General features: G+C 46.9%; 21 protein-coding genes. 13 read left to right on the forward strand and 8 right to left on the reverse strand.

Going from position 1 to position 22,668, the window contains the following annotated elements:
- Window positions 1-24 precede the first annotated feature (24 nt).
- From dnaN to ACE3T3_RS13875, 4 genes are all read left to right on the forward strand, one after another.
- Entirely contained in the window at window positions 25-1,173 is a 1,149-nt protein-coding gene (gene dnaN / locus ACE3T3_RS13860) for a DNA polymerase III subunit beta (protein WP_374667899.1), read from the forward strand.
- Between the two features lie 16 nt (window positions 1,174-1,189).
- On the forward strand, window positions 1,190-2,272 hold the full coding sequence (gene recF, locus ACE3T3_RS13865) for a DNA replication/repair protein RecF (RefSeq protein WP_374667901.1): 1,083 nt from the start codon (window positions 1,190-1,192) through the stop codon (window positions 2,270-2,272).
- A gap of 52 nt (window positions 2,273-2,324) precedes the next feature.
- Window positions 2,325-4,796 (forward strand): DNA topoisomerase (ATP-hydrolyzing) subunit B, encoded by a 2,472-nt coding sequence (gene gyrB / locus ACE3T3_RS13870; RefSeq protein WP_374667904.1) that lies wholly within the window; start codon window positions 2,325-2,327, stop codon window positions 4,794-4,796.
- A gap of 167 nt (window positions 4,797-4,963) precedes the next feature.
- The gene (locus ACE3T3_RS13875) at window positions 4,964-5,332 is read left to right on the forward strand and encodes a hypothetical protein (RefSeq protein WP_374667906.1); all 369 of its coding nucleotides are present in this window, start codon (window positions 4,964-4,966) and stop codon (window positions 5,330-5,332) included.
- 564 nt (window positions 5,333-5,896) lie between these two features.
- Here ACE3T3_RS13875 and ACE3T3_RS13880 read toward each other — a convergent pair.
- Window positions 5,897-7,834, reverse strand: a complete 1,938-nt coding sequence (locus tag ACE3T3_RS13880) for an ATP-binding cassette domain-containing protein (protein ID WP_374667908.1) — start codon at window positions 7,832-7,834, stop codon at window positions 5,897-5,899.
- A gap of 223 nt (window positions 7,835-8,057) precedes the next feature.
- Here ACE3T3_RS13880 and ACE3T3_RS13885 point away from each other — a divergent pair, with 223 nt between their 5' ends.
- From ACE3T3_RS13885 to erpA, 4 genes are all read left to right on the forward strand, one after another.
- Window positions 8,058-9,065: a putative solute-binding protein gene (locus ACE3T3_RS13885; protein ID WP_374667910.1), complete on the forward strand. Its 1,008-nt coding sequence runs from the start codon at window positions 8,058-8,060 to the stop codon at window positions 9,063-9,065.
- Window positions 9,066-9,320: 255 nt separating this feature from the next.
- Window positions 9,321-10,331 carry a putative solute-binding protein gene (locus ACE3T3_RS13890; RefSeq protein WP_374667912.1) on the forward strand — a complete coding sequence of 337 codons (1,011 nt, stop codon included), beginning with the start codon at window positions 9,321-9,323 and terminating at the stop codon, window positions 10,329-10,331.
- A gap of 280 nt (window positions 10,332-10,611) precedes the next feature.
- Window positions 10,612-11,583 (forward strand): putative solute-binding protein, encoded by a 972-nt coding sequence (locus ACE3T3_RS13895; protein WP_374667947.1) that lies wholly within the window; start codon window positions 10,612-10,614, stop codon window positions 11,581-11,583.
- Window positions 11,584-11,693: 110 nt separating this feature from the next.
- Window positions 11,694-12,029 (forward strand): iron-sulfur cluster insertion protein ErpA, encoded by a 336-nt coding sequence (gene erpA / locus ACE3T3_RS13900; protein ID WP_374667914.1) that lies wholly within the window; start codon window positions 11,694-11,696, stop codon window positions 12,027-12,029.
- 103 nt (window positions 12,030-12,132) lie between these two features.
- Here the strand turns inward: erpA and ACE3T3_RS13905 are convergent, their stop codons facing one another.
- From ACE3T3_RS13905 to ACE3T3_RS13925, 5 genes are all read right to left on the reverse strand, one after another.
- Window positions 12,133-12,516 (reverse strand): hypothetical protein, encoded by a 384-nt coding sequence (locus tag ACE3T3_RS13905; RefSeq protein WP_374667916.1) that lies wholly within the window; start codon window positions 12,514-12,516, stop codon window positions 12,133-12,135.
- Window positions 12,517-12,626: 110 nt separating this feature from the next.
- Window positions 12,627-13,541 (reverse strand): matrixin family metalloprotease, encoded by a 915-nt coding sequence (locus tag ACE3T3_RS13910; RefSeq protein WP_374667918.1) that lies wholly within the window; start codon window positions 13,539-13,541, stop codon window positions 12,627-12,629.
- 117 nt (window positions 13,542-13,658) lie between these two features.
- Window positions 13,659-15,599 (reverse strand): molecular chaperone DnaK, encoded by a 1,941-nt coding sequence (gene dnaK / locus ACE3T3_RS13915; protein ID WP_374667920.1) that lies wholly within the window; start codon window positions 15,597-15,599, stop codon window positions 13,659-13,661.
- Window positions 15,600-15,719: 120 nt separating this feature from the next.
- On the reverse strand, window positions 15,720-16,262 hold the full coding sequence (gene grpE / locus ACE3T3_RS13920) for a nucleotide exchange factor GrpE (RefSeq protein ID WP_374667922.1): 543 nt from the start codon (window positions 16,260-16,262) through the stop codon (window positions 15,720-15,722).
- Between the two features lie 167 nt (window positions 16,263-16,429).
- Window positions 16,430-17,317 (reverse strand): LysR substrate-binding domain-containing protein, encoded by an 888-nt coding sequence (locus ACE3T3_RS13925; RefSeq protein ID WP_374667924.1) that lies wholly within the window; start codon window positions 17,315-17,317, stop codon window positions 16,430-16,432.
- Between the two features lie 119 nt (window positions 17,318-17,436).
- Between ACE3T3_RS13925 and ACE3T3_RS13930 the strand changes: the two genes are divergently transcribed.
- The 3 genes from ACE3T3_RS13930 to ACE3T3_RS13940 all read left to right on the forward strand — a co-directional run bounded on the left by ACE3T3_RS13930 (window position 17,437) and on the right by ACE3T3_RS13940 (window position 19,560).
- Window positions 17,437-18,297, forward strand: coding sequence for an MBL fold metallo-hydrolase (locus ACE3T3_RS13930; protein ID WP_374667926.1), 861 nt, complete (start codon window positions 17,437-17,439; stop codon window positions 18,295-18,297).
- A 579-nt stretch (window positions 18,298-18,876) separates the two neighbouring features.
- Window positions 18,877-19,113, forward strand: coding sequence for a hypothetical protein (locus tag ACE3T3_RS13935; protein ID WP_374667928.1), 237 nt, complete (start codon window positions 18,877-18,879; stop codon window positions 19,111-19,113).
- A 234-nt stretch (window positions 19,114-19,347) separates the two neighbouring features.
- Window positions 19,348-19,560, forward strand: coding sequence for a hypothetical protein (locus ACE3T3_RS13940; protein WP_374667930.1), 213 nt, complete (start codon window positions 19,348-19,350; stop codon window positions 19,558-19,560).
- On the opposite strand, the gene ACE3T3_RS13945 is transcribed toward ACE3T3_RS13940, so the two are convergent.
- Window positions 19,557-20,003: a hypothetical protein gene (locus ACE3T3_RS13945; RefSeq protein WP_374667932.1), complete on the reverse strand. Its 447-nt coding sequence runs from the start codon at window positions 20,001-20,003 to the stop codon at window positions 19,557-19,559. The genes ACE3T3_RS13940 and ACE3T3_RS13945 overlap by 4 nt on opposite strands.
- 197 nt (window positions 20,004-20,200) lie before the next feature.
- Between ACE3T3_RS13945 and ACE3T3_RS13950 the strand changes: the two genes are divergently transcribed.
- The gene (locus ACE3T3_RS13950) at window positions 20,201-21,274 is read left to right on the forward strand and encodes an alpha/beta hydrolase (protein WP_374667934.1); all 1,074 of its coding nucleotides are present in this window, start codon (window positions 20,201-20,203) and stop codon (window positions 21,272-21,274) included.
- A 74-nt stretch (window positions 21,275-21,348) separates the two neighbouring features.
- Here ACE3T3_RS13950 and ACE3T3_RS13955 read toward each other — a convergent pair whose 3' ends face one another.
- The gene (locus ACE3T3_RS13955) at window positions 21,349-21,615 is read right to left on the reverse strand and encodes a hypothetical protein (RefSeq protein WP_374667936.1); all 267 of its coding nucleotides are present in this window, start codon (window positions 21,613-21,615) and stop codon (window positions 21,349-21,351) included.
- 285 nt (window positions 21,616-21,900) lie between these two features.
- On the opposite strand from ACE3T3_RS13955, the gene ACE3T3_RS13960 reads away from it, so the two are divergent.
- Window positions 21,901-22,464, forward strand: a complete 564-nt coding sequence (locus ACE3T3_RS13960; RefSeq protein WP_374667938.1) for a peptidylprolyl isomerase — start codon at window positions 21,901-21,903, stop codon at window positions 22,462-22,464.
- Window positions 22,465-22,668 lie beyond the last annotated feature (204 nt).

Below are 22,668 nucleotides of genomic sequence, written 5' to 3' on the forward strand. Positions count from 1 at the left end.
ATCTTCAATTTAGAGGAAAGTATCGTGCGTTTAAAAATCGCGAAAGAAAGCTTACTGAATGTTCTATCACATGTCGTAGGAGCGGTTGAACGTCGCCATACCTTAAATATTTTGTCTAATGTGAAGGTTCAGGTGACTGAACAGGCGCTGACGATCACGGGTTCTGACTTGGAAGTGGAATTGGTGGCCAGCACTCAGCTTGCAGAAGGCGCATGCCTGCAAGCAGGCGACACGACAGTGCCTGCGCGTAAGCTGATGGATATCTGCAAATCGCTGCCTTCTGCTGCCCTCATTGATCTGCAGATTACTGAAGATCAGCGCTGTATTTTAAAATCCGGCAACAGCCGTTTTGTGCTGGGGACTTTGCCGGCAGAAGATTATCCGCTGCTGAATACTGAAAATACCCAAGGCACGCAAGTGACGGTGGCACAGCGTGAATTAAAACGTTTATTTGAAAAAACAGCCTTTGCCATGGCGGTGCAGGATGTGCGTTTTTATTTGACCGGCACTTTGCTTGAAATTGATCAGAATCAATTGCGTGCAGTAACAACCGATGGTCACCGTTTAGCCCTGTGTGAAACGGCGGCTTCATCCAATGCATCGCAATTGGTGCAGGCGATTGCGCCGCGTAAAGCAGTGGGCGAATTGCAGCGTTTGCTGAGCGTAGAAGATGAGCAGTTGTCTTTGCTGATTGGCCGTGAACTGCTGAATGTGACCATCAGTATTCCAAGCCGCGACAAAGAGCAGGGCGATATTACCGTCCGTTTCACCACAAAACTGATTGACGGCAAGTTCCCGGATTACCGCCGGGTGATTCCGCGCGGCGGCGACAAAAATGTGGTGATTGCGCATGATGTGTTTAAGCAGTCTTTGCAGCGCGTGGCGATTTTAAGCAATGAGAAATTGCGCGGCGTCTTTCTGAATTTTGATGCAGATACCTTGCAGCTGCGCGCCAATAACCCGGAACAGGATGAGGCGATTGAAGACTTGGCGATCCAGTATGCGGATACGCCAATGGAAATGTCATTCAATGCGCAATATCTGCTGGATGTGCTGAGCGTACTGGATGGCGATGATGTGTCGATGACCATGACGGAAGCCAATCAGTCTGTGTTGGTGCAGGATCCGACCCAGCAGGATCAAACCTATGTTGTCATGCCGATGCGTGTTTAATTTTCCCTGAAATATTATGCACATTACGCGTTTACATGTAGAACGTGTTCGTAATTTAAAAACGGTTGCACTCTCTGAGCTGCAGCCGTTTAACGTCTTTTACGGGCAAAATGGTTCAGGCAAGACTTCCATTCTTGAAGCGGTGCATTTGCTGGCGACAGGCCGCTCGTTCCGCACGCATATTCCCAAACACTACATTCAAAATGAAGCGGCAGATGCCATTGTCTTTGCCCAGTCTGCAACGGACAAAATCGGCATGCAGAAAATGCAGTCCGGCGAACAGCTGATTAAGGTCAATGGCGACCTGGTGGCGACCCAGGGGCAATTGGCGAAAATCTTGCCGCTGCAGCTGATTGATCCGCAAAGCACCGACATTATCGATCACGGCGCTAAGCCTCGGCGGCAGATGCTGGACTGGATGATGTTTCACGTGGAACCTGAGTTTTATCATGCCTGGCAGTATTACTCGCGGGCGCTGAAACAGCGCAACAGCCTGCTGAAAAGCCAGCACCGGCTGAGCCTGTCCGACTTGGAGCCGTGGAACCAGATGCTCAGCGATTATGGTGAAATGCTGCATGTGCAGCGCGCCAGCGCCGTTGAGCAATGGAAGGTGTTTTTTGCGCAGGATCTCAAGCATCTGCTGCCGGATTTGGACATTGAATTGGAATACAGCCCCGGCTTCCACAGTGAAACAGGCCTGCTGAATGATCTGACCAACAGCCATTACAAAGATCTGGAGCGGCGCTATACCGAATATGGCCCGCACCGCGCCGATCTGCGCTTAAAGACCGCAATGGGCGACGCGGATGCCGTGCTCTCGCGCGGCCAGAAAAAGCTGCTGATCATGGCGCTAAAACTGTCGCAGATTGCAATGCTGCATGCGTGCAATAGGGAAACTGTGGTATTATTAGATGATCTGACAGCAGAATTAGATTTAACCGCACAACAACGTTTAATTGATCGTTTGAGCCAGCTTGGCAGCCAGGTTTTTATAACCACTTTAGACCATGAGTCTGTACAAAATCATCTACATGATCTGTCTATTTCCTATCAATTATTCAAAGTTGAAAACGGTTGCGTTCAAGCTGTCGCACAATGATTTTAGATTTTACCCGTCTTGGGATAGACCTATTTTCCACTAGGGAGAAACCATGAGTTCAGAAGATCAACAAGCTGCTTCTCAAACAGAACAAACCACAGAAAAGGCTTATGATTCCTCTAGCATCAAAGTATTGCGTGGTTTGGACGCGGTCCGCAAACGTCCAGGCATGTATATCGGCGATACGGATGATGGTTCAGGCTTGCACCATATGGTGTTTGAAGTGGTGGATAACGCCATTGATGAGGCGCTTGCAGGGCACTGTGACGAAATTGTAGTGACCATTCACGAAGATGAATCGGTCAGCGTATCTGACAATGGCCGCGGCATTCCAACAGATATTCACCCGGAAGAAGGTGTTTCAGCAGCGGAAGTGATTTTGACCATTCTGCATGCCGGCGGCAAGTTCGATGACAACAGCTATAAAGTGTCCGGCGGGTTGCATGGTGTAGGTGTATCGGTGGTGAATGCGCTTTCCAGCAAGCTGGAATTGACCATTAAGCGCGCTGGCCACATCCATCAGCAGGAATACAAGCATGGCGATGCGGTTTATCCGCTGAAAGTGATTGGCGATACCGAAGAAACCGGCACAACAGTGCGGTTCTGGCCAAGCGCTGAAACCTTCAGCCAAACCATTTTCAATGTGGATATTTTGGCGCGCCGTTTGCGTGAACTGTCTTTCCTGAATGCAGGCGTGCGCATTGTGCTGCGTGATGAACGCATCAATGCGGAACATGTTTTTGATTATGAAGGCGGCTTGTCTGAGTTCGTTAAATATATCAATCAGGGCAAAACGCACTTAAATGACATCTTCCATTTTACAGTGCAAGCTGATAACGGCATTGGCGTAGAAGTGGCATTGCAGTGGAATGATACTTATCAGGAAAACGTCCGCTGCTTTACCAATAATATTCCGCAAAAAGATGGCGGTACGCATTTGGCCGGTTTCCGCGCTGCGCTGACCCGCGGCTTGAACAGCTACATGGAAAACGAAAACTTGCTCAAAAAAGAGAAAGTAGCGGTTTCTGGTGATGATGCGCGTGAAGGCTTGACCGCAATTGTGTCGGTGAAAGTGCCGGATCCGAAATTCTCTTCGCAAACCAAAGAAAAACTGGTCTCCAGTGAAGTGAAGTCTGCGGTTGAACAGGCGATGAATAAATCATTCTCTGAATATTTGCTGGAAAATCCGACAGCAGCCAAAGCGATTGCCGGAAAAATTATTGACGCCGCGCGCGCCCGTGATGCAGCGCGTAAAGCGCGTGAAATGACGCGCCGTAAAAGCGCACTGGATATTGCAGGCTTGCCGGGTAAATTGGCGGATTGCCAGGAAAAAGACCCTGCGCTGTCTGAATTATACTTAGTCGAAGGTGACTCTGCTGGCGGATCTGCCAAACAGGGCCGCAACCGCAAGATGCAGGCGATTTTGCCGCTGAAAGGCAAGATTCTGAACGTAGAGCGCGCGCGTTTTGACAAGATGATTTCTTCACAGGAGGTCGGCACCTTAATTACGGCGCTGGGCTGCGGTATTGGCCGCGAAGAATATAATCCGGATAAACTGCGCTACCACAAAATCATCATCATGACCGATGCCGACGTGGATGGATCGCATATCCGTACGCTGCTGCTGACGTTCTTCTTCCGTCAAATGCCGGAACTGGTTGAACGCGGCTATATTTACATCGCGCAGCCGCCGCTGTACAAGCTGAAAAAAGGCAAGCAGGAACAGTACATCAAAGACAATGATGCATTGGAAACCTTCCTGATTTCCAACGCGATTGATGAGCTGGAACTGCATATCAGCGCTGAAGCGCCAGCAATCCGCGGTGAAGCCTTAGCGAAAGTGATTGCTGATTATCAAACCTCGCAGAAGAGCCTGCACCGTTTGACCGTGCGTTACCCTGCCAGCCTGCTGGATGCGCTGATTGCGGTTGACGGCTTTAAGCTGGATCAAATGGCGGATCAGGCTTATGTGCAGCAATGGGGTGAACAGGTTTGCGCAGCAATTGCGAAAACGCAGCCGAGCCTGCGTCCGGAATTGTCTTTGGAAATTTTGGACAAAGACACCGCGGAAGGTCAGAAAATTCAGACTTACCTGCCGCGCATTACCATCTATGTGCATAACCTGCCGCACAGCTATCTGCTGGATGCCGGCCTGTTAGGTTCAGGTGAATATGCGCGCTTGCTGAAAAACTCAAAAAGCTGGTTCAGCCTGCTGGAAGAAGGCGCTTATCTGCAAAAAGGCGATCGTAAAATTCCAGTCAGCACTTTCCATCAGGTCTGGCAGCAGATTCTGCAGGATTCACGCCGCGGCATGATGATTCAGCGCTATAAAGGTCTGGGGGAGATGAATGCAGAGCAGCTGTGGGAAACCACTATGGATCCTGAAAACCGCAATATGCTGCAAGTGACTGTGCAGGATGCCATTGAAGCGGACCGCATGTTTGCCTGCTTGATGGGCGATGATGTCGAGCCGCGCCGCGCATTTATTGAAGAAAATGCTTTAAACGCGGATATTGACGCTTAATCTGCTTACAGATTCACCAAAGAAAAACGCCCTGCGGGGCGTTTTTTTTGTGCTATGGTAAATAAATAGATTAAATTATAATCAGCTGGATTGTTATGAAACTGACTTATACGCGTGTCATGATGCTGAAAACGGCTATTTTTTGATGCGGTAAAGGCGAGGTCATTATGATGGATAATCAATTGGAAAAAGTTCGGGATATTTGGGTGAATGCTTTTTTTACCGGCAATTATGAAGTGCTGGCGCAGTATGAGGATGAGCATTTTAAAGCTGTCTATGAGCAGGATGGCCGTGTAGAAAGCACCTATACCCGTTATGACCGGATCGCGCATGCGGTGAAAAATGGCGTATGGAAGCCTAAAAAGCCCGATGTGGAGTATGAGGAATATGAGTTCAATCATGATCAGACTGAATGCCATGTGCTGATCGGCTTGGAGGAAAATCAGCAGCAAATCAGAGAAATTTGGGTCTTTGACGGCACGTGGAAAATCAGGGAACTGCGGTTTTTAAAGGCCAAAAGGGCGGCGGCGCATTAATTTGTCCACAGCCGCGCATTGCTGAAAGAATGAATTTAAAACTCAGCGCGGCTTTTGAATTTAAAAACAATAAGACAATTTAAATTCATCTGTATCAATTTTTTTTGAATTTAAATAACCATGCATTGCTATGCGCTGGGGCTTTATTGCGCTTTCAGGAAGATTGAATGTTTTTTGCGGCCTTTTTTCGTGAGAGGACTGCTGTTTGGTGCCTGCTGCAATCCCAGTTTGCAGGTTTGAATATAAATAACATGAAAATTCATCCTTTTAAGAAATTCTTAATAATGTGGGTATTTGCTTTTGAAGAAAAACTTAATAATTTATTGTTTTGTTTTAATATATTGATTTAAAACATAATTTTTATATTTTTTAGTGCATGGAATTTTGCCCTGCATCATGCTGGCTGTTATCTTGCTGTTATTAAAAGATTTTTTTTGTTTTTTTATGCATTTTGACGCTGAGAAGAAGCTGAAGCGGTGTGATCTATTTTTGATTGATTCATTCCATCAAAAAAAGCCCTGCAGAGCAGGGCTTTTCCATTGTCCAAGAGAGTTTCAGACAGGCTTATTCGCCAAAAGATGATTCAAGCTCTTCGAGCTCCATCATTAACTCCAGCATCTGTTCTTCAAATTGCTCCAGTTTACCTTTCAATGCGGTTTGCTCATTCATCAGCTTCAGCAGATCATCTTTGCGCTCAGCATCGTAAATTGCGCTATCGCCCAGCAAATGCTCGATTTCAGCCAAACGCGGCTGCAGTTTTTCGATTTGCTGTTCACATTTTTCAATGTTTTTACGAATAGGCCGGCTGAGTTCCCGGCGGCGTGCTGTTTCTTTGCGCTGCGCTTCTTTGTCCAGTTTAGAAATCACGGGCTGAGCAGTGACTTGCGACTGCACCGGCTGCGGCGCAGCTTGGCCATTTTTCATCAGCTCGATCCGGGCTTGGCGCAGCCAGTCGGCATAAGCGCTTAAATCGCCGTCAAATTCACGGCTGCGGCCGCCATGCACTAAAATCAATTCATCACAGACGCTGGCAATCAGCTGGCGTTCATGCGAAACCAGCACCACAGCGCCCTCAAAATCCTGCAAGGCCATAGTGAGCGCATGGCGCATGTCTAAATCCAGATGGTTGGTCGGTTCATCCAGAATCAATACGTTTGGACGCAGCCAGACAATCAGCGCCAAGGCCAGGCGCGCGCGTTCGCCGCCGGAAAAGCTTTCGCTAGGCGTATCCATGCGTTCGCCGCTGAAGCCAAAACTGCCCAAGAATGAGCGCAGCGTCGCCTCACTGATTTTTTTATCGGCAATCCGCGCCAGCTGCAGCATCGGGCTGGCATTGCCGTCTAATGCATCCATCTGATGCTGGGCAAAATAGCCGATATTCAGCAGTTCAGAGGCTTTTCGCGTGCCTTTCAACAGGGCTAAATCGCCAACCAAAGATTTGATCAGGGTAGATTTGCCGGCGCCATTCATGCCCAGCAAGCCGATGCGGCTGGTTGGGGTAATCTGCAGATTCACGTTGGTGACAATCAATTTATCGCCATAGCCGATATCTGCATGTTCCAGCTGCAGCAGGGGCGAGCTCATTTTGCTCGGTTCGCGGAAACTGAAGGTGAACGGCGTATCGACATGCGCTGCAGACAGTTCCTGCATGCGTTCCAGCTGCTTGATGCGGCTTTGCGCCTGTTTGGCTTTGGTGGCTTTGGCTTTAAAGCGGTCAATAAACTTTTGCAGATGCGCACGGGTTTCCAATTGCTTTTCATAAGCTTGCTGCTGCTGCGCCAAGCGTTCACTGCGGGTGCGCTCAAAGGCTGAATAATTGCCGGTGTACAGCGTCAGTTCTTGGTTTTCGATATGCAGGATATGATCGGTAATGGCATCTAGGAAATCACGGTCATGTGAAATCAGCACCAGCGTGCCTTCATAGGCTTTCAGCCAGTCTTCCAGCCATAAAATTGCATCCAAGTCTAAATGGTTGGTCGGTTCATCCAGCAGCAGCAGGTCAGAACGGCTCATCAGCGTGCGCGCCAAATTCAGACGCATGCGCCATCCGCCGGAAAAACTGGCGACGTCCAGCTGTGACTGATGTTCAAAGAAACCCAAGCCAGCCATCAATTGCGAAGCTTTAGAGGGCGCTGAATAGCCGTTGATTTCATCAAAGCGGCCATAGAGATGAGCCAGCTCTTCGTTGTCCAGCTGTTCAGGATGTTCCAGCTTATGCTGAATCTCCCAGTATTCTTCATCGCCGGATAGGACAAAATCAATCGCCTTCATATTCAAGGCTTTAATTTCCTGCGCCATATGCGCCACAGTCCATACGGCAGGCCGGGTGAGCGATCCGCTGTCGGACTCCATGCCGCCCAGCAGGGCTGCAAATAATGTCGATTTGCCTGCGCCATTCACCCCAGTTAGGCCAATTTTCCATCCTGGATGCAGCTGCATAGAGGCTTTTTGAAATAAAACGCGTCCGCCGCGACGTATAGAAAGCTGATCTAACTGAATCATGAAACTGTCAAAACACACCAAAAAGATGCGCCTATTCTAAAGGAAGCTTGGCGAAAAATGAAAAAACCGCAGGCTTTATTTTGCATCGGGCGGAAAAACGTAAATTGGGTGAAATATCATGTATTCTGCATTGGTCGGAAATTTTGAAATGGATCTAGGATTTCTTAAAAAAAGTGCATATATTCAATAACTAAAATAAGTAAAACCACGGATGGATCAGAAAATGAAAAAGAAAATTTTAATCTTATCTGCACTGGGAATTGGGGCCGTTTCTATGCCAATTCAGGCCAAAGTGAATGTTTGCGTCTTTGATCTGCTGGGAAAAGCCGGTGAATCCTTCAAAATGCTGGAAGAATGGTCGCTGATGAGCAAGACCTGGGGCGCTGAAGTGAATTTGCTGCCTTATCAGGATGAAGCCAAAGTCGAAAAAGACTTTAAGGACGGTGTCTGCGACGGTTTTTACATGACTTCGATGCGCGCCAGAGCCTATAACAAATTTGCCGGTTCGATTGATGCACTGGGCGGCGTGCCGAGCAATCAAATTGCGCAGAAAGCCATTGCCTATGTGCTCGACAACCGCAACAACAAGCGCCTGATGACGAAAGCGGGTGATGAAACCTATGAGGTGGCGGGAATTGGCCAAATTGGTTCAGCCTATATTTTTGTCAAAGACCGCAGTGTAAACACGGTTGAAAAAACCAAAGGCAAGAAATTCGCCATATTGCATTATGACCGCGCGCAAAAGCAGATGGTCGAGCGGATTGGCGCCATTCCTGTGATGTCCGATATTTCCAATTTTATTTATAAATTTAATAACGGCGAAGTGGATATCGTTGCAGCGCCGGCTTACGCTTTTCGGCCTTTAGAGATTTATAAAGGCTTGGGCAGCAAAGGCGGCATGATTGATTTTCCTGTCGTCAACGTTACTGCCGATTTAATTGTGCGCAAAAATCAATTTCCAGAGGGCTACGCGCAAAAGTCCCGCGCATGGTTTGTCAAGCAGCTGCCGAAAAGCTTTGCCATGGTGAAGCGCATGGAAGCGGAAATTCCCGCGAAATATAAAATTGCGCTGACCAAAGATGAAAAAACGGAATATCAGAAGTTATTGCGTGAAGGCCGCATGGATTTAACCAGTCAGGGCATTTATGACCCAGCCATGATGACGGTGCTGAAAAAAGCGCGCTGCACTGTCGAAAGAACCAATTTTGAGTGCTCTTTAAGCAGTGAATAGTCGGCATTCTTTATAACTTTGTAAAAACTGCAGCCATGTGCAGTTTTTATGCATAAGTTTTAAAAAATGATAACTATTTAATAAATATATAAAATTTAAAAAATATCATTTCCGGCCTGAAATGAAGAGCGGAAATAGGCTGAAATGACATAAAAAAATGGAGCAAATGCTCTATTTTTTTAAAAATAACTTGCTTAATATCTGCAGTGTGTAGGGATACCCTCTGAACAAAAAGATTCCAAAAGGATAAATACAATGAAAAAAACACTCCTCTCATTGGCAGCGCTTTCAGCAATTGGACTTGCAGGCACTGTACAAGCGGCAAAAGTCGATGTCTGCGTATTTGATTTGCTGGGCAAGTCAGGCGAATCGTTCCAGATGGCGCAAGAATGGGCCTTGGCAGCAAAAAGCTGGGGTGCGGAAGTGAATCTGATTCCGCGTCAGGATGAAGCTGTAGCGGATAACGATTTCAAAGCCGGCAAATGCGACGGCGTATTCATGACAGCCATGCGCGCCCGCCAATACAACAAATTTGCAGGTTCAATTGACGCGCTGGGCGGCGCGCCAAGCAATGAAATTGCCAAACGCGCAATTACTTTTGCACTCGACAAGCGCAATGAAAGCAAAATGGTCAGCAACTTGAGCGGCAAAAAATATGAAGTAGCGGGTATCGCGCCTTTAGGTTCAGCATTTATTTTTGTCCGCGATAAGAACATTGACTCCATCGAAAAAGCGGCCGGCAAAAAATTCGCAGTGTTAGGCTATGACGAAGCGCAAAAAATCATGGTGCAGCGTGTAGGCGCGCAAGCGGTGATTTCAGATGTTTCTAACTTTGTCGCGAAATTCAACAATGGCCAGGTGGACATGGTCGGCGCTCCAGCATATGCGTATAAGCCGCTGGAAATTTATAAAGGCTTAGGCAGCAACGGCGCCATGTTCAACTTCCCGGTATTGCAGGTGACTGCTGACTTTATTGTGCGTCCTGATCAGTTCCCTGCCGGTTTTGGTCAAAAATCCCGTGACTGGTTTGTGAAGAATCTGCCGAAGAGCTTTGCGATGATCAACCGTTTAGAAGCTGGCATTCCAGCGAAATATAAGCTGAATTTGACTGCGGAAGAAAAAACCAAATATCAAAAACTTTTGCGTGAAGGCCGCATGGATATGACCAAGCGCGGCATTTATGATCCGGGCATGATGTCTGTGCTGAAAAAAGCGCGCTGCTCTGTCGATAAAGCGAACTTTGAATGTTCGCTTGGCGGTGAATAATTTCATTTATCAGGAAAAAGCCTAGCATGATCTAGGCTTTTTCACATGATCATTTGCCAGTTCCGCGATGAAGCAGAAAGCGCATACTCTCTGTGCGGAAAAAGCTGCTTCAGCTTGAGCGCAATCGGCAGAGAGGATGAATAAGGATGCATGCATCCTTGAACATCCGCATGATTCTTAAAAATAATTCTAAAGAAGAAAAGCAAAAATAACCGGATATCAAAGGAAGAAAAATATGGCGAAGCAATGGATCAAAGCATGCGCCTTAGGCGCAGGCCTGATGGCGGCGGCTGGAGCAGCACAGGCAAAACAAGTCGTATGCGTATTCGACTTGGTAGGTAAAAATGGCGATGTCTTTACCTTGATGAAGGATTATCAGCTGGCGGCTAAAAACTGGGGCGCAGATATCGAATTGCGCGTGGGCCAGAATGAGGCGGTGATCGCAGAAGATTTTAAAGCCGGCAAATGTGACGGCATCAGCGTAACCGGCATGCGCGGCCGCCAATTTAATTCTTTTACCGGCTCTTTAGACGCGATTGGCGCAATTCCGGATCTCAAGCTGGCGGTGAAAGTGATGCAGGGGCTGGCCAATCCGGCCTTTGCCAAAAATATGGTCCATGGCAAATATGAAGTCGCTGGCGTGATTCCTGTCGGCGATGCCTATTTGCTGGTCAATGACCGCAGCATCAATACCGTCGCCAAAGCGGCAGGTAAAAAAATTGCGGTGCTGGATTATGATGAAGCGCAAAAAATCATGGTGCAGCAGGTGGGCGCGCAGGCGGTCAGCGCGGATGTCACCAATTTTGGCGCAAAATTCAACAATGGCCAGGTGGATATTATCGGCGCGCCGGCAGCCGTGTTCAAGCCGCTGGAATTGCATAAAGGGCTGGGCGCAAAGGGCGCCATTGTGAATTATCCGATTCTGCAGGTGACCGGCAATATTATTATCCGTCCGGACAAATTTCCTGAAGGCTATGGCCAAAAGTCGCGTGAGTGGGTGAAAGGCCAGCTGCCGCGCGCATTCAATATCTTGGGCAAAATGAAGGCGGATATTCCAGGCAAATACTGGATGGATGTGCCGCCGGCAGACAAGCCGGGCTATCAGAAAATGATGCGTGAAGCGCGGATTGATTTAACCAAGCGCGCCGTATATGACAAGCGCATGATGAAGCTGCTGTGGCAGTTCCGCTGCAAGCAGGACCCGAAAAACTTTGAATGCGCATTGCAGGATGAGAACTATAAACAATCTTGATAAAATTACTCTGATTTGACTTTTAATCTGCCAGATTGACCCTATATCGAGTATGCTATACTTGAAAAACAGTCTTTTTGTAAGATGTGAACCGAACAGAGGAACCGATCATGAATGCCCAAGCACTTGTGCTGACTGAAAATGCTGCCAATAAAGTACGTCAACTGCGTGACAGTGAAGGTAATCAAGAGTTGATGCTGCGTGTATATGTGACAGGCGGCGGCTGTTCCGGGTTCTCTTACGGCTTTAACTTTGCAGAAAGCCAAAATGAAGACGATGCAGAATACAGCAACGGCGATGTCAAAATGCTGGTGGATTCTTTAAGCTATCAGTATTTAGTGGGTTCAACGGTCGATTATGTTGAAGGCCTGGATGGCTCAAGATTTATCGTGCAAAACCCGAATGCAACCACTACCTGCGGATGCGGCTCGTCTTTTTCTATCTAAGGCTGAGCAACGGTTCATCAAAAAAGCCCTGATCAATTCAGGGCTTTTTTATATCTTAATGTTTTATGCTGCCGCGTTAAAGCGCTGGCCGCGGCATCAGGCATCAGGCTTCAGGATCGAATTTGACCGCTTCGAGCAGATCAAACACAATGGTGGTCACATCCTGGCTGAGGCTGCGGTTATTGAAAATTTCATAGGCGCTGATGGTGACGTCCGTATCGCTCGGCAGCAGCTTCTGCTCTTCTTCAATCAGATCATTGATCGGCAGCAGGGTCTGCTTGACCTGCAAATGCAGCACGTCTTTAAAGTCCAGATTTTCGTCTTCCAGCTCAATCAGCTGTTCATTGAAAAAAGGGAGCAGAATTGAATGGAGGTACGGCTGAATTTCAATAATATCAAATATTTCGATATCACGCGTTTGTTCAATTGTGCTGATGTGGTCATTCGCTTCAATTAAGATATGGTAGTAACTCACATTGCTCTCCATTCAAATGATTTTGGATTGGGTCTGGCTGTTCACAATAGCACGAATTCAGTTTTTTAAGGTTAAATACCGAATAAAGACATAAATAAAATAAGGCTTTATGCAGCGATTTGTTATTTGCGCGCATAGAGCAGGCTTTGATCTGCGGGCTGCAGCTTAAAATCCGCCATATTCTGTTCTCCTAAAATAGGATACATCAACGCCGAAGGATCTGCATGATGGCCTAAACCCAGTGCATGGCCCAATTCATGCGCCAGCGTCAGGCGCAAGTCATCTTCAGCATCAAATTGATAAATCTGAATCTGGTCGCCCATAAACACGCCTTTATGAAATTCGCGCGGCGGAAAGCGCTTTTGGGCCTGCATGATATTCCAGTTGTAGCGGTCAAGGCTGCTGTTGTGCTGGCTGACTTGCTGATTGTACTGCGCATTCATCTGGCTGAAATAGGCAATGTTGCTTTCCATGCGCCGCGCCCGGTCTTTCAGCGCTTGATACTGCGCTTCTATGCGCTGGCGGTTTTCGCCTTGCTCATCTTCAAGACGGCTCCAGTTCATGCGCTGCTGGCTGAGGTGATTGAATTCAGCCTGCAGCTGGACCTGCTCCTGCTGCAGGCTGCGCTGCATGTGTTCCAGGCTGCTTTTCGAGACATCCAAATTGCTCGAGATACGCTGATTGGTGCTGCTTTCATGCTCCAGCGCCTGCTGGGTCTTTTTAAAGGCATTGTAGTCTTCCTGCCGCGCATCATAGATCAGGTGAATTTGCAGTTTGGCCTGCTCATCATAGGCAAACAGGGATTGATGCATGCCGTCATGCCAAATTTGAATGGCTTCTTTGCTGAGCTGGATGACTTGCTCTTTGCTCATGCCGAAGCGCGGATCCACATCGGCAATGCGGTAGCGCAGGCGCGTGTCCAGCGGATGCATGAGCCGGTCTGACCAGGCGTTATAGCGCAGCTGCGGATGGTTTTGGGTCTGTACAAAGAAAAAAAGCGCCAGCAGCGGAATCAGAGCAATAAGAACAATGCGCATAAGTTATTATAAATTTTAGTATTTAAATTAATTTAACTGAAAATCAGCGGTTTTCAAATATCTCTGGGCATAAAAAAACCGCGCTTTCGCGCGGTCTTTTTCAGTTAAGCTGACAAATTATTTTTTGTCATCTTTCACTTCAGTGAATTCAGCATCTACAACGCCATCGTCTGCTTTTTGCTGTTGGCCTTCACCGCCTTGGAAAGCGTTCGGGTCGAAACCTTCAGCGCCGCCTTGGCCTTGTGCAGCTTCATATGCCTTTTGAGTAATTGGCATGATGATGTTTTGAAGCGCTTCAGTTTTCGCTTTGATGTCTTCTACGTCGTTTTCTTTTGTAGCCGCTTCTAATTCAGCTACAGCAGTTTCAACCGCAGTTTTTTCGTCAGCAGATACTTGTTCGCCAAGATCTTTCACCGCTTTTTGTGAAGATGAAACTAAAGCATCCGCTTCGTTACGCGCTTTTGCAAGCTCTTCAAATTTACGGTCTTCTTCAGCATTCGCTTCAGCATCTTTGATCATCGCTTCAATTTCAGCATCGCTCAAACCAGAGTTTGCTTTAATTTGAATTGATTGCTCTTTGCCGGTGCTCTTGTCTTTTGCAGATACTTTCAAGATACCGTCGGCGTTGATGTCGAACGATACTTCAATTTGCGGCACACCGCGTGGAGCAGGCGGGATATCGCCCAATTGGAAGTTGCCCAGCAATTTGTTTTGCTGCGCCATTTTACGTTCACCTTGGAACACAGAAATGTCTACAGCCGGCTGGTTGTCCGCAGCAGTTGAGAACACTTGAGATTTCTTCGCAGGAATCGTGGTGTTTTTCTCGATGATTGCTGTCAGCACGCCGCCCATGGTTTCAATACCAAGAGTAAGCGGAGTTACGTCAAGAAGAAGCACGTCAGTTTTGTCGCCTGAAAGCACTGCGCCTTGAATTGCTGCGCCAATTGCAACGGCTTCGTCAGGGTTCACGTCTTTACGCGGCTCTTTGCCGAAGAAGTCTTGAACTTGCTGCTGAACCATTGGCATACGTGATTGACCGCCAACCAAAATTACGTCAGAGATGTCAGAAGTCGAAAGACCAGCATCTTTAAGCGCAATACGGCAAGGTTCAATGGTACGGGCCACTAAGTCAGCAACCAGGCCTTCTAATTTTGCACGAGTTACGTTGATCACTAAGTGTTTAGGACCAGTCGCATCAGCAGTGATGTATGGCAGGTTGATTTCAGTTGCGTTAGAAGAAGAAAGCTCAATTTTCGCTTTTTCAGCCGCTTCTTTTAAACGCTGCAGTGCAAGCGGATCTTGTTTCAAGTTTACGCTTTGCTCTTTCTTGAATTCTTCAACCAAGAATTCAATTAACGCGTTATCAAAGTCTTCACCGCCCAGGAATGTATCACCGTTTGTCGATAACACTTCGATTTGCTGGTCGCCGTCAAGGTCAGCGATTTCAATGATGGATACGTCGAAAGTACCGCCGCCAAGGTCATAAACCGCGATTTTACGGTCGCCTTCTTTTTTGTCCATACCGAACGCAAGGGCAGCAGCCGTTGGTTCGTTGATGATGCGTTTAACTTCTAAGCCCGCAATTTTACCGGCATCTTTAGTTGCTTGACGCTGCGCATCGTTGAAGTAAGCAGGAACAGTAATTACTGCTTCAGTGACTGTTTCGCCCAGGTAGTCTTCAGCTGTTTTTTTCATCTTTTTCAAGATTTCAGCAGAGATTTGCTGCGGCGCAAGCTGCTTGTCGTTCACTTCAACCCAAGCATCGCCATTGCCCGCTTGAATGATTTTGTACGGAACCAGGCCGATATCTTTTTGCACGGCTTGGTCTTGGTATTTACGGCCGATCAAACGCTTGATCGCGAATAATGTGTTTTTCGGGTTAGTCACTGCTTGACGTTTCGCAGATTGACCGACCAGAATTTCGCCATCTTTATACGCAATAATAGATGGAGTTGTGCGAGCGCCTTCAGCGTTCTCGATTACTTTAACTTTGTCGCCTTCAAGTACTGCTACGCAAGAGTTTGTAGTACCTAAGTCAATACCAATGATTTTAGCCATTAGATGATTTCCTCAAAAATTTTTATGCAATGTTTTCGCTTGTTATCGAATATGAGAGCCGTTCCAAATTTTTCAAGTTCTTTTGATGAAAATTTTTCACAAACTCCCGAATTTAAAGGCTTATGCGCCGACCATCACCATGGCAGGACGAAGCAGGCGGCCATTTAAGATATAGCCTTTTTGCAATACGGTGCCGATTTGGTTGGCTTGCGCATTCGGATCAATGCCGACAGCTTGATGCAGGTCTGCATTAAAGCCATTAGAGGTGTCGGCCTCAACGATGCCGAATTTTTCCAGTGTAGACAGCAGGGATTTCAGCGTCAGCTTGACGCCTTCAAGGACTGGCGTTTCTTCTTCGCCGCCTGCAGCGATTGCGCGCTCCAGATTGTCGACAGATTCCAGCAATTGTTTTGCAAATTTTTCCAGCACGGTATCTTTATGCTTTTCAGCTTCACGCTGGATGCGCTCTACGCTTTTTTGCGCTTCATAAACCGCATTGGCTGTACGCGCTTTTTCCAGCTTCAAGCTGTCTTCTAAGCTGGTGATTTTCGCTTGTAAATCTTCAACTGAAACTTCAGTTTGCTCATTTACCGCTTGAGCTTCTTGTTCTGCTGCCTGCTCTTGCCCGAGATCTTGAGCGTCTTGGTTTTGCTCAGTCGCCATTGATTTACTCCGTTTAAAAGGGTTCTTAAACATGTACAGTCCTTTTGGCGTCAGCTCTAACTGCGTTAATTCTGAACTGCCATGATTTACCAAATGTCATGATTAATAAAGAAATCGGGGCTGGCTGTAAAAATTCAAGCGAAGCAGCCGATTAAATTTATCAGAATTTACTTCTTTTCATCAAAATTGAGCTGCTCAATGACATACGCAATGAATTTTTGGATTTTGGCGGGAAGGTGCAGGCGCGATGGATACACCACGCAAAGCGTCAGGCTGGGCGCGCTATAGCCGTTCAGCACGGTCTGAAGATTGCCCTGCGCCAGATCTTTTTCGACCAGGGCAGCCGGCAGCATGGCGATGCCTAAACCCTGCAGGCACATTTCATAGAGGGCATGCGCATCATTGCTGCACACTGCTGTGCGCAGCGGATAATTCTGCGGCTGCTGATTTTGAGCGGTCAAGGTCCAAGCCTGCTGCATGCTTTGATGCACCAGACAGGGGTGCTGCGCCAGCTGTTCAGGATGATCAAGATCCGGTGCCTGCTGTAAATAATCCTGATGCGCGCAAAGAACCGAATCGACAGCTAAAACGGGGCGCGCAATCAGCCCATCGGCGACTTTGGCGGTGATTCTAAAGGCCAGATCAATTTGAGAATCGATTAAATCCAGCGTGTCTTCGGTGATCAGAATATCAAACTGCACTTGCGGATAATCCTGCTGGAACTGCCGAATGCACCGCGCCAAGCCATTTTGCAGAATAAACAGGCCGCAGGTCAGGCGGATGCATCCGCTGAATTGCGCATCTGCACTGAGTTCCTGCAAAAATTGCTGCTGCTGTAAAATATTTCGGCAATGCTGCAGCGCTTTCTCACCCGCCGCGCTCAGTGAAATTTTCCGCGTGTTGCGGTGAAATAGGCGCGCTGCAAAGTGCTTTTCCAAATGTTCCAAATAGCGGGAGACCATGGCGCGCGAATAGCCCAGCTGATCTGCCGCTTTGGTCAGGCTGCCTTGTTCAGCAATGCAGACAAAGACTTGGATGGCTTTTAAGGTGTCCATAGCGTGTGTTCGATTTTATTATTGTTGCAATATATGCAATAGTTTATATCGAAATATGCGGTTTATTCATCCATTATTGAAACTTAAAGTATCTCTCATCAGACCAGAGATTTTTTAAAATGCAATATTTCAAAACAGCAGTGCTCTGCATGACTGCCCTGGCTTTGGGCATGCAGAGCGTGATGGCGCAAGAACTGACGCTTAAAAACTATTATGCAGCCCCGGAACATTTTGGCGTCACCTCAACATTGATTGAAGGGGATCAAGACGCCGTATTGGTCAATGCGCAATTTTCAAAATCTGAAGCTTTAAAAATTGCCGCGGATATTTTGGATTCGGGCAAAACCCTGAAAACAATTTTCATCAGCTATGGCGATCCCGATTATTATTTTGCTTTGGATGTGTTTAAAACTTATTTTCCAGATGCAAAAGTGATTGCGACGCCGCAAACCGTGCGGCATATCCAAAGCACTTATCAGCATAAGATAGATTATTGGGCGCCAAAAATGGGGGCCAATGCGCCGTCTAAAATATATGTGCCGGAGGCGTATGCAGCCAAAAGCCTGAAATTGGAAAATGCGGATATCCAAATTCAAGGGCAGGATGAGCTGACCTATTTATGGCTGCCGCAAATGAAAGCGGTGGTTGGCGGCATTCCTGTCACTTCAGGCACGCATATGTGGATGGCGGATACCCCTAAAATGCAGGACCGTCAGAAAGTTGCTGCTGTATTGAATGACATCAAAAAGCTGAATCCAGCAATTGTGGTGCCAGCGCATACGTCCATTGATGCGCCGCAAAATTTGGCCGCAGTGAATTTTTCCTTAGATTATTACCGCCAATATGAGCAAGCGGTGAAAAAAAGCCAAAATGCAGCGCAGCTGATCCAGATGATGAAGCAGCACTATCCGGCTTTAGCCGGCGATTCGAGTCTTGAGCTGGGCGCCAAAGTAGTGAAAGGGGAAATGCAGTGGCCTTAAATCAGGCATAAAAAATGCGGAAGATCATAGAGGCGGAGGGCATGGTTTTTATCATGCAGTCTATATTTAGACTTAAAAACGATTAATGTGATTGGAATTATGTATTTCACAGCGTGCCTTGGTGTGGCTATTATTTAACCCATATATTCTATCGCTGTAGATTCTTCTCTTTTTTTTAAATGTGTTTTTCATGGCCTATTCATCATCTGAATAGGCTTTTTTTTTTTGCCTGAATTTAGACGCCTCAGAAGAAACGTCTGAGCATATGAATTTCAGGTCATGCATGCAGCTGCTATGCTGCCTTGCAGCAGGGGGATCTTCAAGAGGAGCTGAGCCATGTCCGCAGCCGCCGGAACAAGACTGGATTCATGCAATCATGTTCATGTGCATTGATTACTTTTTTGAATGCATATTGTTTTTTACATCAACTTTACTGAATTAATAAAACGCAGCATTCCCTGTACCTGCACGCCCTAAAACTCCTACTGATGATGTGCGCAGTTCACATAAATTTTGACCATCATGGGTCCGCAAACATCGGTTTTGCTTTTTATTTAAAAAATACAGGAAAGAGTGATTATGAAAAAAACAGGTTTATTGCTTTTAGCGTTGGCTGGGTTTGCTGTGGCTGCTGTCGGATGTACCTCAAGTGAAACAGCACAGGCGCCGGAGACTGCTCAAGTCACTGAGGGTGCAGAAACAACAGCGCCGCCGGCGGATCAAACTGGTGCCGTGGCGCAGCCGGATGCATCAGCTCAAGGCTCAGCCGATATTCAATCTGCACCGGCAGAGGAACAGCCTGCGGTACAGCAATAAGAGCTTCCTTCATGCTGAGCCGCTTTTGCCGCTGCAATGAAAGATGGAAGCCGGTATAGGGATGCCCTCTGATACAGCATCAATATAAACTGCAGTTGCTTCGGCACATGCTGCTGCCTGTTTGAAACCGCGGGCCGCCATATTTAAAACGCTGATGGAAGGGATGCTTTTGTTTTTTATAGCGGGTCATCGCAAGCAGGTTTCAGCAGGCATTGTATTGTTATGAATGTATGAATGTATGAATGCTTTGGATCAAAAATTGAAGCGGCTGCATCCGCTGCGGTCAGCAAAACTGACATTGTGCATGCAGCAAGATCATATTCAGCTTCTATGCAAGATAAAAAGCCCTGCATCATGCAGGGCTTTTTATTGGCTGAACTTTGGTTGCAACGGTTCAGCCGGTGTGCGGAAATACCGGTAGGGGAATCACCGCAGTTGCCTGATTAATCTTGGCCGCGCCGTGCATCATTCCAGCGTTTATCCTGTTCCTGATGGCGGTTATCCCACTGTTTCCGCTGTTCAGCATGACGGTTGGCCTGTTCGCGCTTTTTCCGGTCATTTTGCGCTTTTTGACGCTGCTGCTCTAAACGCTGGCGTTCAGCATCATTTCTCCGGTGTTCCCAATCGTGCTGATTTTTGCGGTTTTGTTCCCAGTTGCGCCGTTCAATTTCCTGCCTGCGCCGTTCCTGTTCCAATCGGTTGCGGTGCTGCTGATATTCCCAGCGCTGGCGCTCGCGGTCTCGTTCGTAGCGGCTATCGTAGCCGCGGTCATAGCCATAATCCCGGCCATGGTCATAACGGCCGTCATAGTAGTCGTCATCTGGAAAAGCGACGCAGCCAACAGCCATAAATGCCGTCGCTATCGACAGCAAAATTATTTTTTTAGCCATGGCCTGAATCCTCTGTGAAAAGGAGCAGCATAAAACTCCAAAAATTGAATGAAAATTGTCAATGACATGCTTATGAAAGAAGCTTAGCTTATGCTGTATTACGCTATGTATTTGCTTGTTTAGACTTGTATAAGAATATGGTCACATAAAAGCTGATCATGTAGAAATTATGAAGAATGGATAAAAGGATGTGTGCAATGACTGCGTTTAATCAAAAAATGCAAAGTTTATTGGAAAAAGGCCAAGGCGCGGCGGTGCGGGCATTGGATAAGCTGCCAAGCTTTGCGCAAGAGCGCTTGGCTAAAGCGTTAGGTTATCCCTATGTATTTCCAGAACTGGATCCGCTGATTAAATGCATGATGGCGGCGCAGCTGAAGCAGGGAAAAACAGGCTTTATTGGCGAAGACGTGCAGCGTTCCCGCAAAGCTTTTGATTTGCAGATGCAGTCCATCCTGTCGAAACCGACCGCTGTGAAGCAGGTTGAAGATCTGCGCCTGCCGCTGCAAAGCGGCACTGTCTTTGCACGCCACTATCATCCTGCACCGAATAAAAAACTGCCGATGATTGTGTTCTATCATGGCGGCGGTTTTGTGGTGGGTAATTTAGAGACGCATGACGAAGCGTGCCGCTTGCTGGCGGTACACGCCAAAGCGCAGGTGCTCAGCATTGATTATCCGCTCGCGCCGGAAGCTAGCCCGAAACAGTTAATTCAGTGCTGTGAAGATGCGCTGGCATGGGTGTTTCAAAACAGCCGTCAATTGAGAATTTTAAAAGGACGCATTGCGGTAGCCGGCGACAGCGCAGGCGGCAATATTGCCACGGTGGTTGCGCAGCGCACGGCTCAGAAAGCGTATGCGCCGCATGCGCAATTGCTGCTGTACCCTGTGGTGGATTTCAAAAGCCGTCATCCGTCATTTTATGCATATAAAGATGGCTTGGTGCTGACCGGCCGCGATGTGGATCATGTCACTGATTATTATGCATCACAGCATCAGGTTGCACTGGATGATCCGCTGATTTCACCAACCTATGGCAAGCTGGACAAACTGGCGCCTGCTTATGTGATTACAGCCGGATTTGATATTCTGCATGACGAAGCGGAAATTTATTCGCACAAACTGCGCCAGCAGGGCGTCACGGTGCATTATCAGGAATATTCAGATCAAACCCATGGATTTATCAATTTAACACCTGTGTCGGTTCAGGCTAAAAAATATGTGATAGAGATCAGCAAAAACTTCCGGAAATTTTGGGATAAGAAAGGCAAATAAATCTCAACGGCGTTCCACGTGGAACGCCGTTGGTGTTTGAGTTGCAATTTTTTTTTAATAAAATGTATTTAAAATCAATGATATGATTTATTTTTAGTATTTTCTTCTGATAGAACAGGGGGAATTCTGAATGTTTTGCCAAGCTGTTCTTCTAATTTGAGCGGATTTGCCTTGAAATTGCAAAGCAAACTGAAAATGCGGTTTTGCTCACCTTGCCTTATATCGTCAATAAAGAGGCAGGTGCAGCGCAGCTGTTGACAGAAACGGGATATTTTTCGTTTGCACAGGCGGACGTGCAGGCGCTGATGCTGGATTGGAAGTATGTATGCATTCCATTTCATGCTTCTATTCGTTCCACTTCAATTTGGCTGGCGCTTTAGACAGTCTCCAGAAGGGCTTGAGCTATTCCATTAATAGCGGGAAGGGGTAAAGCTGGAACAATGACAGCAATAATCAATCTTTTATAGAGAGGCATTTCTATAGTGTGCGCATAGCGGAGATGGAAACAGGCTCAAACTGGGATTCATTACGTTCTTATGAGACTGCAGCTAAAAGATGCTTTATTTCTGCTATAAGATTAAAATATAGTCAGTATCAAATACCACTTTTTATTTAATAGGTTAAACATGTTAAAAAGCGCGCTTCTTGCGGCTGCAGCAGCAGTTATGAGTTTAAATGTATGGGCAGGCAACACGATTGTTGAAATGAAAACCAATCAGGGGCTCATTGAAATTGAGCTGTTTAATGATAAAGCGCCCATTTCAGCGAAAAACTTTGAAGATTATGTCAAAGCTGACTTCTATAGAGGAACGGTTTTCCACCGTGTCATTCCTGGCTTTATGATTCAAGGCGGCGGGATGGATGCGCAGATGGCAGAAAAAACCACCCGTGCGCCGATTAAGAACGAATCCTACAACGGCTTGAAGAATTCACGCGGCACATTAGCCATGGCGCGTACCAATGATCCAAACTCAGCAACCAGCCAATTCTTTATCAATACGGTCAATAATGACTTTCTCGATAAAAGTGCAATGAATGCAGGTTACGCCGTATTCGGTAAAGTCATTAAAGGCATGGATGTGGTCGATAAAATTGAAAAAGTGCCGACTTCCAATCGCGGCATGCATCAGAATGTACCGCAAAGCCCTGTATTGATTCAGAGTGTGAAGATAAAAACACCGGCAGTGTAAAAATAATGAAAAATAACGCAAATAATAAATTAATAAAATTTATTGTTTGAAAACATTGTTTTAAGTGTTTTTTGTCGCTTTTATGCGCTATTTTGGCGCATAAAAAAGAAACACACGGTAAAACAGGTTGTTGAAAGCGCTTGCAATGATTCAGAAATGGTCTAGAATGCACCCCATACCGACGAGATAGCCGGAACGAACGAA

Source organism: Acinetobacter sp. (genome assembly GCF_041919735.1).
Classification (GTDB): domain Bacteria; phylum Pseudomonadota; class Gammaproteobacteria; order Pseudomonadales; family Moraxellaceae; genus Acinetobacter.